This window comes from Prosthecobacter sp. (assembly GCF_034366625.1).
In the GTDB taxonomy this organism is placed as follows: domain Bacteria; phylum Verrucomicrobiota; class Verrucomicrobiia; order Verrucomicrobiales; family Verrucomicrobiaceae; genus Prosthecobacter.
This window is the reverse complement of sequence record NZ_JAXMIH010000023.1, coordinates 177,005-192,597: the sequence shown is the minus strand read 5'-3', so window position 1 is coordinate 192,597 and position 15,593 is coordinate 177,005. Positions and strand designations below refer to the sequence as shown.

Sequence of the window (15,593 nt, the reverse complement as noted above, 5' to 3'; positions counted from 1 at the left end):
ACCTTGCCCGCTTGATTCAAAACCGCCACGTCAACTGCGTGGCCAGCAGGTGCTCGGCGTTTTCGGCGGGGCTGTTTTCGTGGCCGTAACTGTATTGCAGCTTGAGCTGGAGGCTGCGGTTGAAGCGATAACCCACCGCCGTGTCGATGCGCATGATGCGCGATTCCCAGGTGGCGTTACCTCCGGCACCATTCGGCACAGTGTCAAAAAACTGCTGGTTCCAGCGCAGCGCGGCGAACAGGCTTTCGGTGAACTTGTACTTCGCCTCGATGAAATAAGAGAGCGAATCGGCGTTGCCGACATTTGGCACCTCGAAACGGGAGAGAATCACCTCGCTCCACAGTTGCAGATGACCGTGGGCATAGCTCACATCAAAGCCGAGCGTGCTTTGCTGGTAGTCATCGCGCTCCGAGCCTGCGGGCAGCCCCGGCGTCGGTTCTCCGATCATGTAGGCGCCAGTGCTGCCGCTGATGCCGAGGTTCCATGCGGCATCGGGACGGAAACCGAGACGACCGCTGTAGGTCGGCGCATTGAAGCCCACTTCATCAGCACGCCAAGCCGTGGGACGCGACGAGAGGCTGGCGTTCTTGATTTCAAAGGCATAATCAAACCGCTCGATGCGGCCAAACACCGACGCACCCGTGGCATACGACGGCCCCCAGATCACCGGCAGCCAGCTTCCCTTCGTGTCCGTGCGATTGCGCCGACCGAGAAAACCTCCCGCACCAGCCGGAGCGGTGCGATCCGTCATGATGAGCACGTTTTCATACGCCAGCGGGGCGGTGATGAACGGATTGTCCCACGCGAGGTGCCGCTGCACCCAGTTCCCAAACACCGTGGCAAATTTGCCGGCTTGAAGGTTGATCACCGGCGCATCCAGCGGCGTCCAGCGCAGGAAATACTCATCGATCCGGCCCTTGCCGCCCGCATTCAAGCCAGGATCGAAACCACGGTCAAACCGCGCCTGTGCAAACGCATACCAATGGCTGCCGAAATGCACGTCAGCAAACAACGACACACGCGGATTAAAAAACAGCTCGTCATCGGAAAACAGCAGCGCAGGCGGCGCTCCGTCGGACAAATAGCTCTCCATGTCGATGCGCCCGCTCAAGCTCGCCTGTACCGGCCAGTCACGCGGCAGCAGTTCGACGGCCCATGCCGGAGCAGCGAGGAGAAGGAGTGCAAGGCAGTGTTTCATGCGGGAAAATGACATGCACATCATGCAACAGGGCCGGTCGTTTCGGCAAGACTCAATCGAAACGCCGCCACCGGCTGGCTAAAGCCCTTCAGCGGCATCGGCTCCACTGGCTCCGCCGTAAAAATGCCGTTCAGCGCCGCGTGCGTGGCCTCGTCGATGAACAATTCGGCGGCGCCAGCCTTCGAGCACAGGCGCGAGGCCAGGTTCACGCGTTCGCCGAGCACGGTGTAGTTCAGTCGGTCGTCAGAACCCATGCAGCCGGCCACCATCTCACCCGTGGCGACACCAATGCCCATCTCGATGCGCTGTTTGGCCGCTGCATTCAACTTCCGCCGCACCGCGAGCATCTCCAGCGCACAATCCACCGCCAGCCGCGTGTCATCGCCGTAGCTTTTCGGCGCGCCAAAGATCGCCATGATCAGATCGCCGACAAATTTGTCCACCACGCCGTGGTGTGCGTGAACGACGCGCGTCATCGCGGTCATGTGCTCGTTCAGCATGGCGATGACTTCCTGCGGCGGCATGCCCTCGGTGAGCGCGGTGAAACCGCGGATGTCGCAAAACAGCACGCTGGCATGCCGCACCTCGCCACCCAATGCCACGCGGCCATGCATCAACGCGTCCGCCACCTGCGGATCACTCACCTGCGCGAGCAGCAGTTTGTAACGTTCCTTTTGCGCAAGCTCGACGGCCATCTCATTGAACGACGCCGCCAGTGCGCCGAGTTCATCGCGCCCGCGCACCGGAACACGCACCTCGAAATCACCCGCCGCAATGCGCCGAGTTCCAGCGGCCAGTGCTTCAATGGGACGGCTGAAGCCATGCGAGAGATACAAGATCAACGCCATACCGCCGAGGAGCGCTGCAGCACCGAAACCAAGAATGCGCGCACGAAGCTGCTGCTGCTCGCGCACCGCCTCCGCCATCGAATACAGGCCCACCTGAGCCGCCGGTGGAAACAGCGATCCTGGATTCAACACACGGTGAAACAGCAAGTGCGGCATGTCCGCGACACGAATCGTCTCGCGGCTGGTGCCGCTGGAGGTGTTTTTAAGTTCTGCCGCCACACGCTTTGCCAGCAGGTCATGCATCGCGGCGGGAATGGTCTGCGAATGGATGAGCCCGTCCAGCCAGATGCCGCTGAGCAGCGCCTGCCGGCTGGATTCATGCATCGCGCGCTCGCCTTGGTCACTGAGAGGAAACGCCATCACCAAAGCGCCGAGCACATCGTCGGTGGCCTGATTGATCAGCGTGGTGACGATGAACTCGCTCAGCGTGCCATCCGCCACTGTGAGATAGCCGATCTCCTGCTGCCTGCGTTCGCCTGCCGACATGCGCACCACCAGCCGGCCCAGCGGACTGGTGCGGCCATCGCCCGTGCCTTGCGGCAGAAAATACGCCCGCGTTTTCTTCGGCACGAGCGCACGGCCCATCGGATCAATCACCGTGATCGAAGGATTGTCGGCAGAAGCGGTCAGCAACGCGATCTCGGTGTCAAGATTGTCGTAAAAGAGATCGGGGTCGTCCTCCATGAGCGCTTCTTCGAGCGCGGAGGTGATGCGCACGGACTCCGTCACTCGCTGGCAGCGTTTCGCGATCTCGCCGAGCTGCTGCACGCGGCGTTCGCTGAAAAAGGTGAGCTGCAGGCGGAACTGCTCCTCAAACTGGCGCTGATACGCCGCCTGCACGCGCTGCTGTGTCATGTAGAGCGTCGAACCTGTCACGGCGGCGACAGTGAGCGACATCGCCAGGATCAGCTTCGTGCGGAAAGTGAGCGCGGGCATCGCGGGTGGCGGTTCAGCGGGTGCTGGCGGTGCGCACGCCGGCAAAATCCACGCGCAGCGTTTTGCCCGGCGTCACCGTCACATCCTGCATGATGGTGGTTTTTTCATCCAGCCAGGCCTTGAGCTGCCAGGTGCCGGCGGGCAGGCCGCTGAGCCGGTAGCGCCCGTCCGCGTCCGTGATGGCAAAGTGCGGTGTGTCGAGCACGAGAATGACGCCGCGCATGTGCTGATGAATTTCGCAGTAGAGCCGCACCACGCCCGCCTTGTCGAAGGTCAGCGCGGGCGGCGTTTCGTCTTTGCGAAAGCGCCCCAGGTCGAAGCGCTTCGTCTTCGAGAATGAAAAGACGTTGTGATAGTCGCTGTCGTTGTTCGGAAACACCACCTGCGTGCCGGTCTGCACCGCCAGCACGCCCGGCGCAAACTGGTAGCCGCGCTGCACCATCACCAGCGGCTGCCCCGGCGGTTGTTGTTTGGCACCCGGCACTTCGAGATAGACCACGGCCAGTTGTTTCGGCGAGGCAGCCACCTGGCCCGCGTTCAGCGCATAGTGCGCCGTCGGCGGCGGTCCCATCGGCCTGCCGGTCAGTGTCACCGCGCCTTCGATGCCGCCCTGCGCATGCAAAGTGCCTGTGCAGGCAGCCAGGAGCAAAGTGTGAATGAAAAAGCGCGTCATGACCGGACCAGACTAACAAAGCCGCACGATCCATGCCAGAGCGTTTTTCGGCCATGCCTTCCCCCTTGCACCCAGGCCGAATCCGCCGACTCTACGCGCCCTTTTTCCGCCATGATCCCGAACATCTTCCGCACCCTTCACTGCAACGCCGTCCGCTCAGAGCACATCGGCCAGACCGTCACGCTCTGTGGCTGGGTGAATTCGGCCCGCGACCACGGCGGCGTCATCTTCATTGACCTGCGCGATCGCGAAGGACTGACACAGGTGGTCTTCCGCCCCGAGGAGAATGCTGAACTGGCCGCGCAGAGCCACACCTTGCGTGACGAGGACGTGCTGCAGATCACCGGCAAGGTCGCCGCGCGTGTCGCAGGCACGGAAAACGCCAAACTGCCGACGGGTGATGTCGAAATCGTCGCCACCGAATGCAAAGTGCTCAACAAGGCCGACGTGCTGCCCTTCCACCTCGACCGGGAGCTTTCCAACGAGGATTTGCGGATGAAATACCGCTACCTCGACCTGCGCCGCGAGCGCATGAACCGGAACATCCGCACGCGTCACAAGATCACCAACTCTGCGCGCAACTATCTCGACGCCGCTGGCTTCGTGGAAGTCGAAACGCCGATTTTGAGCAACCCGACGCCCGAAGGCGCCCGTGACTTCCTCGTGCCCGCCCGTTTGAATCCCGGCAAGTTCTATGCGCTGCCGCAGGCCCCGCAGCAGTATAAGCAGCTTCTCATGGTCGCTGGCCTGGAGCGCTACTTTCAAATTGCCCGCTGTTTCCGCGATGAAGACCTGCGCGCTGACCGCCAGCCCGAGTTCACGCAGATTGACATCGAGGCCAGTTTCATCGAGCGCAACGACATCATCACGCTCGTTGAAGGCCTGCTCGCCAGCATGTTCAAATCTGGCACCGGACGCGACATTCCCCTGCCCTTCCCGATCATGACGTATCAGGAAGCGATGGACCGCTACGGCTCTGACAAGCCCGACACACGCTATGGCAACGAGATCGTCGATATGGCCGATGTCTTTGCCAGCAGCGGCTTCAAAATCTTCCGCAGCACCATCGAAGGCGGTGGCGTCGTGCGCTCCATCAACGTGAAGGGTTTCGCCGGCATCACCACGGGTCAGATGATCCGTTTGAACGAGATCGCCACGCAGGCGGGCATGAAGGTGAAGCAACTCGCCTTCATCAAGGTGGAGCGCGATGCGAATGGCGTGCTCGAGTACAAGTCCCCGCTGTGGAAATTCTTCAGCCCCGAGGAACAGCAGGCGCTCATCGCCAAGCTCAAGGTCGAAGAAAACGACCTCATCTTCTTCTACGCCGGCACCTGGCAGGAAGCGTGTGACATTCTCGGTCGCGTCCGCGTCGAGATCGCGAACATGACCGAACTCACGAAGGGCAGCACCGCCTTCAACTTCCTCTGGGTCGTCGATTTCCCGCTCCTGGCCCACGACGCCGAAACGCAGAGCTGGGTGGCCGTGCATCACCCTTTCACCCGCCCGAAAACGGAGGACATCCCGCTCATGGAAGCCGGTGAATACGCCAAAGTCCGCGCCGAAGCCTACGACGTGGTCCTCAACGGCTACGAACTAGGCGGCGGCTCCATCCGAATCCACGAGAAGGATCTGCAAGCCAAGATGTTCAGCGTCCTCGGCGTGAACGAGGAAGAACAGGCGCATAAATTCGGCCATCTCCTCGACGCCTTCCGCTTCGGCGCTCCGCCTCACGGCGGCCTCGCCCTCGGCCTCGACCGCGTCGCCATGCTCGTCAGCGGCGAGGACAGCATCCGCGAAGTCATCGCCTTCCCGAAGAACAACAAAGGCGCCGACCTGATGACTGACAGCCCGACGACCATCGACTTCAAGACGCTCCGCGAGATTTACATCCAGAGCACCTTCAAGGAGAAGAAGCCGGAGGCTGCTGCTCCCATCGGAGGATAGCCTTCCAGGCTGTCAATGGACCGGGGCTTCCAGCCTTGGCCCGTCCGAATCAAGGCTGGAAGCCTCAATCCATTGACAGGCCGGAGGCCTATCCTCCGCCTCCGCGCAACGCGTTCATCAGCGCATCAAGCTCCTCACGCACGTTGCCTGAATCGCTCACGGTTTGAGCGATTTCGGCCTTCACGGCATCGCGGAAGCGTTTGCGCAAGCGGTGGATGGCGACTTTGACGGTATCTTCGCTGAGGCCGAGTTTCGCTGCCGCTTCACTTTGCGGCGTGGCATCACCGTCTGCGGTCAGCCACTGCTTCAGCGTCTCGAATTGGAGTCCTTTGCCACTGTCACGCAACTCTGCTTCCAACGTGCTCAACGCTCGTGCGAGCACCGTAAGCGCCCACTGGCGATCAAACGCCGCATCGGGCGCTTCGACGTTCGCGTCGGCGATTTGCAGGCCAGCACCGGTGCTGGAGTCGTCATTCTCGATCACCGCATGAATCTGCCCGCCACCGCGCTTTGCCGCATGATCGTGATCCCGCTGATCCGCAGCGAATCGCTTCAACGCGGATAGCAGATAGCTGCGAAAACGACCGCGGAGCGGATCGGCCCCGTTGATGGCATCCCCCTCGAGCAACTTGGCAAAAAAATCATGCGCCAAGTCCCGCGCAGCATCCTCCGCACGGCCATCGTGTCGCAAGAAGGACACCACCGGCGCATAGTAAGCCTCACACAGCTCGCTTAGCGCCGCACGGCTCACCGGATCATCACCACGCGAGCGGGCGATGAGAGTCCAGCGCGTGTCATGGAAACTGTGCGTCATGATTTTGGCAGCGCACCCGGCGACATGTACGAAAACAGCATCTTCCCGATGATCTTGTCCCATGGCATGAAGAACTCGTCCGGGTTGCTGGCACGTTTGAGGCGCAAGCCCTTGGTTTCCACGGTGATGACACGGGCCAGCCATGTCTGGCCGCCCTCATGCTCATACGCGATGAGATCGCCCGGTGTGAAACCGGTGTCGAGATGCGAGGCGATCCAGCGGCTGTTTTTGGCAACACCGGGTTCGTTGCCGTGCGGAACGATGTAGGGCCGGGCGATAAACGAGCGAATGAAAAACATCAGCACGAGCGCCGGGATGACTAGTTCGAGATTGCGAACAAGGCGGTGGGGCTTGATGGTATCACGGCCCAAGGGATGCCGGTGCATCCATATCAGCGTGGCGGCCACGGCGGCGGCGACGGCGACCAGCGTGAGCGTGATGGCCGCCCAAGGATAGGCGTCCTGATGGCGCGGCAGTTGATAAAAACCCGCGATGCCCGCTGCGATGACTGCAAGCGACCACCAAGTCAGATGCTTGCCGAAAACAGCGTTCACAGCATACCAGCGCTCATCGGAGGCGAAGGTGGAGGGCAGGCGCACACCGTAAAATGAGTTCATCGGCACGAGGCGCAGCCACAGCGGCAGGCTAAGCAAGAAAAGCAGGCAGCCCACACCACCGATGACAGTGGGAATGATGAAGCGGGCCGCATCCGCCATACCGGAGGCCGTCCAGCGAAGCAGCATCCACCACAGCACGCCGCACAGCAACGCGAGGGCTGGAAACAGCCAGAAAACTCGCGCCGATGCGCGCCGGGCCGCGGCTTGATCCACACCCTCGCCAATCTCCAACTGCCGCCGCGCCCACCACGGCACGAGCAGCATCGGCAGCATGAGCGGTAGCCACAAGAACGCACCCATACTGGTCAGCCATGATGCCTCCGACATGATCTGCAAGGCGCGCGGCATTTCCGCGAGCGACTTGACCACATGCGGCGCGATGACTTTTTCACCCATGCCATGCTGCGCGACGACGAGGCCGCCGACGGCGTTCCAGCCCGCAGCGATACCACCCATCGCGTTCCAGCCGAGCGCAGCGCCACCGGTCGCCAGCGGACCGACACTCAAACCGCCGACAGCGAGCAGCAGTGCCAGCGCGAGACCGCCCCAGGAGAGCAACCCGATGCTCAAACCGCCTATCGCCACACCGCCCACCGCCATGCCGCCGCACGCGAACCAGCCGCGCGCATAACCACCGAAAGCAAACACACCAATCGCGATCTCACCGAAGGCGAAAATGCCACGCGCCACGCGCTTCTCGCCCGTCGTGGGATCAATGCCCTGCGTGACGTGCAGCAGCGGCCTGCCGAAGATCGTACGCTTTGATTTGTATTCAAAACTTTGAAAGCGCCGCGCCAGCGAACTCTGCGCCGAGGCGGACATGGAGGCGAGACCTTCGATCTGCGTCTTGAACTCGCCCGCGCTTTGCTGGCGGCGGCCACGCTCTTTCTCCAACGCTCGAAACACGATCTCGTCGATGTTGCCGCCGACCGCCGATTTCTCCGACGGCGCCGCGAAACGACCCAGCGGCAGCTCGCCGGTGAGCATTTCGTAAAACACGACGCCAAGACTGTAGATGTCCGCACGATGATCGACGCTGCTCGGTTGCTCGATCTGCTCCGGGGCCATGTAGGGCGCGGTGCCGAGCCGTGCGCCGCTTTGCGTGAGCAGCATCGCATCACCGGCATCTTCGCTGATGATTTTGGCAATACCGAAGTCGGCTATTTTGACCTTGCCCTTGGAATCGAGCAAAATGTTCTCCGGTTTGATGTCACGATGCAGCACGCCCTGGCTGTGGGCGAATTGCAGCGCATCGCAGAGAGAGGGGATGATGTTGAGCGCCTGCTCCGGCGTGAAACGGCCCGCTCGCATGGCCTGGCGCAGGTTCACGCCGTCCACATATTCCATGATGAGGTAGCAGAAGCCGCCGCTCTCACCGAAGTCATGCACGGCGACAATGTTGGGATGGCTGAGCCGTGCGAGCACGCGTCCCTCGCGCGTGAAGCGCTCGGCAAAACCCGGCGTGGCGGCGAGCGCCTTCGGCAGCACCTTGAGCGCGACGATGCGGTCGAGCTTCGGCTGCCGGACGCGGAAGACGGCGCTCATGCCGCCGTGGCCGATCAAATCGAGGATTTCGAGATCGGGGAAGGCGGCGGCGATTTCCTCCAGCGAAGGAAGATCGCGTGCGGCGAGCGGCATGGTGTCGGCGCCACCATCCGTGGGCATGGCCGCGGCGGCCATGAGAGATGCCGGGTTCAGGCCGTGGAACGGGTCGGGTGATGGGGATGAAGTGTCCATGATACCGGCTCCGTGGGGGAAACAGCGGCGGAGGTTACAAGGAAAATGAATCGCAGGGGCAAAACTTCACCTTCGGAAGCGGGAATAACCTTGTTGCGAAGCCTCCCTGGAGCCGCCACAATCGCACCCCACCTTCCCCACCCCGCTATGCGCCTCCACGCGCTAACAACCATCCTCCTGCTTCTCATGTCGATCGCCAGCCCGTCGCATGCCGCCAGCGCTCCCCAAGTGACCTCCGAGGTCTGGGGAACGACGTCCGAGGGCAAGACCGTGAAGCTGTTCACGCTGCGCAATGCAAACGGCATGGAGGCGAAGATCACGAACTACGGCGGCATCATCGTGTCGCTGAAGACGGCGGACAAAAACGGCCAGTTTGCTGATGTGGCGCTCGGTTTTGACACGCTCGACCGCTATCTCGATAAAAACCCCTTCTTCGGCTGCATCACGGGCCGGTACGCCAACCGCATCGGCAGCGCGTCCTTCAAGATCGACGGCGTGGAGCACAAGGTGACGGCCAACTCCGGCAAGAACCACATCCACGGTGGCAAAGCAGGCTTTGATAAAAAAGTCTGGCGATCCCAGGAGTTTCACGGGGACCTCAGCGTGGGCGTACGACTCGAATACACGAGCGCCGATGGTGAGGAAGGCTTCCCCGGCATGCTGAAAGGCTTCGTCACCTACTCTCTGACCAAAGACAATGCGCTGGTGATTGATTACGACGCCACCACGGACAAACCGACGGTGATCAACCTCACCAACCACAGCTATTTCAATCTGGCTGGTGAAGGCAACGGCGACATCCTGGGACACGAGCTGACTCTCCCGACGGATCAATACACGCCCACCGACGATGCGTTGATCCCTACGGGCGAAATCGCCAGCATCAAGGGCACGCCTCTGGATTTCACCACGCCGCACACGATTGGCGAACGCATCGGCGCTGACTTCAAGCCGCTGATCCAGGGCGCCGGCTACGATCACAACTTCGTACTCTCCGGCAGCGGCGTGAAACTGGCCGCCACGGTGAAGGAACCGAAGAGCGGCCGTGTGATGACCGTGCGCACCACGGAGCCGGGCGTGCAGCTTTACACCGGCAATCATCTCAAAGATGTGAACGGCAAGGGCGGTCATGTTTACAAAGCCCGCCACGGTTTCTGCCTCGAAACACAGCACTATCCCGACAGCCCGAACAAGCCGAACTTCCCCAGCGTAATCCTGCGTCCGGGCGAGACTTTTCACAGCACCACGATTTACCAGTTTTCCGCCGAGTGAGCGCCACCAACGTCCTGACCGATCGAGTCCCCCTCTTTGAAACCGAGCCGCCCGCCTTTGTGCAGGAGCAGGATTTTGCCGCAAGGCAATATCGCGGCCGCCGTGACAACCAGGAGGACTACTATGCCTTTGCCGATGCCGCCGAACCGGAGGAGCGCAGTCTCGAACGCCTGCTGCTCGTCGTCGGCGATGGTCTCGGCGCCCATGCTGGCGGCAGCGTGGCCAGTTACATCGGGGTGAACGCCTTCGTACGTGCTTATCACGAGCAGGACGGGCCGCATTCATGGAAGCTCAAGCATGCGATCGAGACCGCGAATGAAACGCTGGGCTACATCACCAGCCGCATGCCCAGCGTGGCTCCGCCCATGGGCACCACGATGATCGGTGTTCTGATCACTCCGCAGACCATGGAATGGATCAGCGTGGGCGACTCGCCGCTGTTCTTGTTCCGCGATGGCGAACTGCTGCGCATCAACGCTGACCACAGCCTTTCACCGCTCATCGACGCCCGTGCCGAGCGCGGCGAGATCACACTCGAAGAGGCCGAGAATCATCCCGACCGCCATACGCTCCAGGCGGCATTGCTCGGCCTTCCGCTTCTGATGATCGACACCCCCCCCGAGCCGATGCCTCTCAAAAAAGGGGACATCGTCATCGCCGCCAGCGACGGCATTTTCACACTGACCGACAAGGCGCTCGAAGAGCTGCTCAGCTTCGGCAAGCACACCACGGCGGACAAGATCGCCGACGCCATCATCTTCGCCATCCGCCGCATCAACAACGACCGTCAGGACAACACAACGGTCGGCGTGGTGAAAATTTCCTGATCACAGGCCTAGCTCACGTTTCACGATACCGACGCCCGCGCACATGCTGGCGAGCTTCTTCTTCGCCGCCCAGCGTGCGGTCTGACTGAGGCCGCAATCCGGCGCGAAGACGAGTTTGTCCGCTGGCGCATGCTTCAAGCACGCGCGCACCGCGTCGGCGATCTGCTCGGGCGTTTCGATGTGGTAGCTCTTCACATCAATGATGCCCACAGCCACGTCGTAGCGCTCGGACATCGGCTTGATGACCTCCAGCTCGGCGTATTCGCGGTTCGCCATCTCGACGTGGACTTCATCGCAGTGCAGATCGAGAAACGCAGGAAACAACGGCGCGTATTTGCGCCAGCCGACGGGGTGACCTTTGAAATTGCCGAAGCAGAGGTGCGTGCAAATGCGGGCCTTACCGTAGCCGCTGGCGACGGTGCGGTTGAAGATGTCCACGAAGCGCTTCGTGTCCTCGCGGTAGCCGTAGCAGCTCATGCTGGGCTCATCGACGCAGATTTCCTCCGCGCCCGCCGCGACGAGGTCGGCGATCTCCTTGTTGACGATGGGCAGCAGCGCCTCGGTAATGGCATAGCGGTCTTTGTATTGCGCATTCGGCGAAAGACGGCCGCTGAGCGTGTAGGGGCCGGGGACGGAGACTTTCAATCGCTTGCCGGTGTGCGCGGCGAGGCGTTTGAGGCGCTGAAATTCCTCCACCGCGCCGAGTCCGCGTGGAGCGCGGAGTTCGCTGGTGATCTCGTGTTTGCCACGCTGATCGTGCGCGGGTGGCCCGAAGCGACGCGGGCTTGCCGGTTCGAGCGCGATGCCCTCGATGAAGCCATAGAAGCTCAAATTGAAGTCGAAACGCGTCTGCTCGCCATCCGTGATGACATCGAGACCAGCGGCGATTTGATCCTGGATGGCGACCTGCGCCGCGTCGTCCTGCATTTCTGTGATGTCCGCACTTCCAAACTCGGTGAGATGCCGCGCGGAAAATTCGAGCCAGCCGGGGAAGGGATAACTGCCGATGACGGAGGTGCGGAGCGGTTGGGATTGCATGATGCCATCAGGCTATCGACGCAAGTGACTCAGCGTCAAAGCCAAGCCGCAAAGCACAACTGTTCCGGCTGAAAGCTGCAACTGAATATCTGCCATGGTGAATAAACGTTTATCTATTTCAGGATAAATCTTCATCTCATTTATGAGCGAAGCACGACGGAGAAATTTTGTGGAGAACCAACCGCCCTCCATGAAAATCAACCATCTCTTCGGATTGCTCCCAATCGTTTTTCTCGTCTGTCATCCGGTGCATGCTCAAACACCACTCGTCGGCCCAGGCAGCAGCTACAGCAGTATCTTCTCTCCTTCGGACTCGCTCACCTATGATGTGCCCGGCGGCGGGCTGCTTTCCATCACGCTCTCAGATGGCTCCACCACGGCCAGCAGCGGCATCTGGGATCTCACCGCCCAAGGCGGCGCGAATGCCACGATCTTGTTCAGCCTGACCGAATCCGCGGCCCAGACGGCCCTAGCGGGCAGTGCGCTGGCATTCAACATCAGCAACGACAACAACTCTCTGCTCAGTCTGCTCAGCCTGGGCACAAACATCCACTATGCCTGGGAAGCGGTGGCCTATTTTGACACCCCAGGCAGCATCCTCAGCTACGCTCCAGACACGACTTACAGCGTGAGCTTCGACGTGGACGGCAACGATGGCCTGCTCGAATCCATTACGGGGCTGACGCCGGAGTTCTCTTTCGAACTCATCGACGGCTCAGGTAATGCGCTGACGAACAACATCAGTGGCACGCAGATCAACATCGCCGGTCTGCTCGGCAGTGGAGTCACCACAGGCACGGTCAACCTTGATTACACGCTGGACGGTTCCACGCCCACTGGGCCGCTCGGTGTGCGCTTCCATGGTGATGCGCTTGTCGGCTCCACGGCATTAAGCCTGGGGAGCACGTTCGCCACTATTTCAAATCTGAACATCACCTCCACGCCCGTGCCGGAGCCCGGCGGGTGCATTTTGATCGCCTCTGTGGGTGCTGTTCTGCTGCTACGACGCAGACGGCTTGGAGCCTTCTAGCTGCCGAGATTCGCGTAATACTTCGCGATCCGCCGCGCATGCTCGTCATACGCAGCTTCAAACAGCTCGGTGGCTTTTGCGGCACCGATCACGGCTCCGGCAGTGAGAACCTTCGGCGGCTGACCAGCCTTCGTCAGACGATCCGCGACTTCAGCTTTGATGGCATTCACGAGCAAACAACCGCCGACGGTGCTGCCGGGTGCGACAGGAGTGTCGAGGCCTTCGATCTTGATCATGGCGTCGCCAACGGGGGCGCCGGTGTCGAGGACGATGTCGGAGAAGTCCTGGAGCTTCTTGCCGTCGCGGTGGCGGCTGGTGCTGGCCTCGCTGTGCGTGGTGCTGATGATGGCGACGACTTTGACACCGCGCTTCTGAAACTCCTCGGCCATTTCGACCGGGACGACGTTGCAGCCGCCGCTGGAGATGACGAGGGCGCTATCGCCGGGCATGAGGTCGAAGTTGCGCAGGATGCGATTGGCCAAGCCACTGACGTTTTCGAGGAACATGGCCTGCCGCTGGCCATTCGCACCGACGACAAGGTTGTGGAAGGTAAGCGAGAGTTCGACGATGGGATTGAAACCGGGAAAGGAGCCATATCGCGGCCACATTTCTTCGACAAGGATGCGGCTGTGGCCGGAGCCGAAGACGTGGACCATTTGACCGGCGAGTATCGTCTGCGCGAACATGTCGGCGGTCTGCTGGATGAGCGGAAGCTGGTCGCGGACGCGGGAGAGGAGACGTTCGGAGGCTTCGAGATATTGGAGGGCGGGTGTCATGGGTAATCGGAAAGGTTTTGAGTTAACCACAGAGGCACGATGGACACAGAGTTTTGATTCTGAATTCTGACCTCTGTGTTCATCGTGCCTCTGTGGTTTAATGGGATTGAATCAGATTGAAGACGGCACCGAGACATCCGGCCGAATCGCCGAGCGACGCGGGCACAACGCGAACCTGATTCCTACCGGGCCTCCATTCGAAATCGTCGAGGAAGGTGGCGAGTGGATCGAACAAGCGATCTCCGGCACCAACGGCAATGCCGCCGCCGATGATGATGAGTTCGGGGTCGAGAACGTTGATCAGGGACGCGATGGCGGCGGCGAGGTGGCGGACGGAGGTGAGCCAGATTTTTTTGGCGTGCTCGTCACCTGCGGCATAAGCATCAAGCAGCGCGTGAGTGGTGGCGTAGCGGCCTTCGCCGCGTTGTGCGATGGTTTGATTGCCGATGGCGTCTTCGAGGCTGCCGGGCGTGTTGAAGTCGTCGCGCGGAGCATTCGTGTCGATGCTGATGTGACCGAGGTGGCCAGCGCGGCCGATCTTGCCGCTGAGGAGGCGTCCACCGCTGTAAATCGCGCCGCCAACGCCGGTGCCGAGGGTGAGCATGAAGACATCACGGCAGTTCTTCGCGGCTCCGGCCCAGACTTCGCCGAGGAGGGCGGCGTGGGCGTCGTTGAGCACGCGGCAGTCACGTTCGAGGAAGGCGGACCAATCAAATTTTTCGAGGCCGTGCATGCGTCCGGGCATCCAGTCGATGCATTGGCCGTTCGGATTGGCCAAACCGGGCGCGGAGAGGCCGACGGCGAGTTTGGAGCCTGCTTGCGCTTCGAACTCCTGGATGATCTCGCGCACGGTGAAGGCGAAGTGCGGCGTGTTGTTTTCGAATTCGCCATCGCGCGTGGGTTTCGAGAGCGTGGCGAGGGTTTGCGCGGACTGCGTGTCCACGAGCGCGGCTTTGATGTTCGTGCCGCCGAGGTCGATGCCGATCGCTTGATGCTGGTTGCTTGATGCTGGATTCTGGATGGAAGAACTCATTGGATGGTTGTGCGCTATGAGGTTTGATCGAGCATCTAGGATCAAGCAACTAGCATCCAGAAACCGTCCAGCCGCCATCGACGGCAAGGACCTGGCCAGTGATAAATTTCGAGTCGGGCGAGAGGAGCAGGAGGGCGGCGGCATCGCAGTCTTCGGGATGGCCGATGCGGCCGCCGTCGAGGGGTTGCTTGGTTTTGATGAACTGCATGATGTCGTCGTTGGTAGCGGCGCGTTTGGACATGGGCGTCTCGACGAGCGCGGGGGCGATGACATTCACGCGGATGTTTTGCGGGGCGTAGTAGGCGGCGATGGATTTGCTGAAGCCGATGATGCCGGCTTTCGCGGCGGCGTAGGCGTGGGAGGCGAAAAATTTCGGTGAGGGCGAGTAGCCGAGCACGCTCGCCATGTTCAGGATGACGCCGCCGGTGCTTTGTTTGAGGAACTGGCGGATGGCGGCGCGATTCGAGAGCACGACGGACTTCAAATTGAGGTCGAGCGTGTAGCGCAGGCCGTCGTCGGTCATTTCATGGAGTGGGCCATCGCCTTTCGAGCGACCGCTACCGCCGGCGACGTGGTAAAGAGCATCAAACCGGTCAAACATCGCCACGGCACGCTCGGCGGCCTCGGGCGTGGACGCATCGGCGGCAAAGCCGCGGGCGGTCGGGCCGAGTTCGGCCACCGCAGCATCCACATTCGCCTGCGTGCGGCTGGTGACGACCACGTTGGCTCCGGCGGCGACGAGTCTTTTCGCGGCAGAGAGGCCGAGGCCCGTCGTGCCGCCCATGATGACGATGTTTTGGCCGGAGAGGTTGTGCATGGGCGGAATGTCGAATGACGATTGAAGAATGTC

General features: G+C 61.4%; 13 protein-coding genes. 4 read left to right on the top strand and 9 right to left on the bottom strand.

Going from position 1 to position 15,593, the window contains the following annotated elements; translation table 11 throughout:
* Positions 1 to 16: 16 nt before the first annotated feature.
* From U1A53_RS21470 to U1A53_RS21460, 3 genes are read right to left on the bottom strand one after another with little or no spacing between them, the layout of a single operon-like run.
* The gene (locus U1A53_RS21470; protein WP_322283909.1) at positions 17 to 1,198 is read right to left on the bottom strand and encodes a hypothetical protein; all 1,182 of its coding nucleotides are present in this window, start codon (positions 1,196 to 1,198) and stop codon (positions 17 to 19) included.
* 20 nt (positions 1,199 to 1,218) lie between these two features.
* Complete coding sequence (locus tag U1A53_RS21465; protein ID WP_322283908.1) at positions 1,219 to 2,982, bottom strand: adenylate/guanylate cyclase domain-containing protein; 1,764 nt, start codon at positions 2,980 to 2,982, stop codon at positions 1,219 to 1,221.
* A gap of 13 nt (positions 2,983 to 2,995) precedes the next feature.
* Complete coding sequence (locus U1A53_RS21460; RefSeq protein ID WP_322283907.1) at positions 2,996 to 3,655, bottom strand: carboxypeptidase regulatory-like domain-containing protein; 660 nt, start codon at positions 3,653 to 3,655, stop codon at positions 2,996 to 2,998.
* Positions 3,656 to 3,766: 111 nt separating this feature from the next.
* On the opposite strand from U1A53_RS21460, the gene aspS reads away from it, so the two are divergent.
* Positions 3,767 to 5,599, top strand: coding sequence for an aspartate--tRNA ligase (gene aspS, locus U1A53_RS21455; RefSeq protein ID WP_322283906.1), 1,833 nt, complete (start codon positions 3,767 to 3,769; stop codon positions 5,597 to 5,599).
* Positions 5,600 to 5,687: 88 nt separating this feature from the next.
* Here the strand turns inward: aspS and U1A53_RS21450 are convergent, their stop codons facing one another.
* Both U1A53_RS21450 and U1A53_RS21445 read right to left on the bottom strand, forming a co-directional pair.
* Positions 5,688 to 6,413: a sigma-70 family RNA polymerase sigma factor gene (locus tag U1A53_RS21450; RefSeq protein ID WP_322283905.1), complete on the bottom strand. Its 726-nt coding sequence runs from the start codon at positions 6,411 to 6,413 to the stop codon at positions 5,688 to 5,690.
* Positions 6,410 to 8,767, bottom strand: a complete 2,358-nt coding sequence (locus tag U1A53_RS21445) for a protein kinase (RefSeq protein ID WP_322283904.1) — start codon at positions 8,765 to 8,767, stop codon at positions 6,410 to 6,412. The genes U1A53_RS21450 and U1A53_RS21445 overlap by 4 nt, the downstream gene beginning before the upstream one ends.
* Positions 8,768 to 8,953: 186 nt before the next feature.
* Here U1A53_RS21445 and U1A53_RS21440 point away from each other — a divergent pair, with 186 nt between their 5' ends.
* The gene (locus U1A53_RS21440) at positions 8,954 to 10,039 is read left to right on the top strand and encodes an aldose epimerase family protein (RefSeq protein ID WP_322283903.1); all 1,086 of its coding nucleotides are present in this window, start codon (positions 8,954 to 8,956) and stop codon (positions 10,037 to 10,039) included.
* Positions 10,036 to 10,866, top strand: coding sequence for a protein phosphatase 2C domain-containing protein (locus tag U1A53_RS21435; protein ID WP_322283902.1), 831 nt, complete (start codon positions 10,036 to 10,038; stop codon positions 10,864 to 10,866). Before U1A53_RS21440 ends, U1A53_RS21435 begins: the two co-directional genes overlap by 4 nt.
* Here the strand turns inward: U1A53_RS21435 and U1A53_RS21430 are convergent, their stop codons facing one another.
* The gene (locus U1A53_RS21430; protein WP_322283901.1) at positions 10,867 to 11,904 is read right to left on the bottom strand and encodes a methionine synthase; all 1,038 of its coding nucleotides are present in this window, start codon (positions 11,902 to 11,904) and stop codon (positions 10,867 to 10,869) included. It abuts the gene before it with no gap.
* A gap of 190 nt (positions 11,905 to 12,094) precedes the next feature.
* On the opposite strand from U1A53_RS21430, the gene U1A53_RS21425 reads away from it, so the two are divergent.
* Complete coding sequence (locus tag U1A53_RS21425; protein ID WP_322283900.1) at positions 12,095 to 12,934, top strand: hypothetical protein; 840 nt, start codon at positions 12,095 to 12,097, stop codon at positions 12,932 to 12,934.
* On the opposite strand, the gene U1A53_RS21420 is transcribed toward U1A53_RS21425, so the two are convergent.
* From U1A53_RS21420 to U1A53_RS21410, 3 genes are all read right to left on the bottom strand, one after another.
* On the bottom strand, positions 12,931 to 13,710 hold the full coding sequence (locus U1A53_RS21420; RefSeq protein ID WP_322283899.1) for an SIS domain-containing protein: 780 nt from the start codon (positions 13,708 to 13,710) through the stop codon (positions 12,931 to 12,933). The genes U1A53_RS21425 and U1A53_RS21420 overlap by 4 nt on opposite strands.
* Positions 13,711 to 13,807: 97 nt before the next feature.
* Entirely contained in the window at positions 13,808 to 14,743 is a 936-nt protein-coding gene (locus U1A53_RS21415; RefSeq protein ID WP_322283898.1) for an ROK family protein, read from the bottom strand.
* A gap of 49 nt (positions 14,744 to 14,792) precedes the next feature.
* Complete coding sequence (locus U1A53_RS21410) at positions 14,793 to 15,560, bottom strand: SDR family oxidoreductase (protein ID WP_322283897.1); 768 nt, start codon at positions 15,558 to 15,560, stop codon at positions 14,793 to 14,795.
* Positions 15,561 to 15,593: the final 33 nt, after the last annotated feature.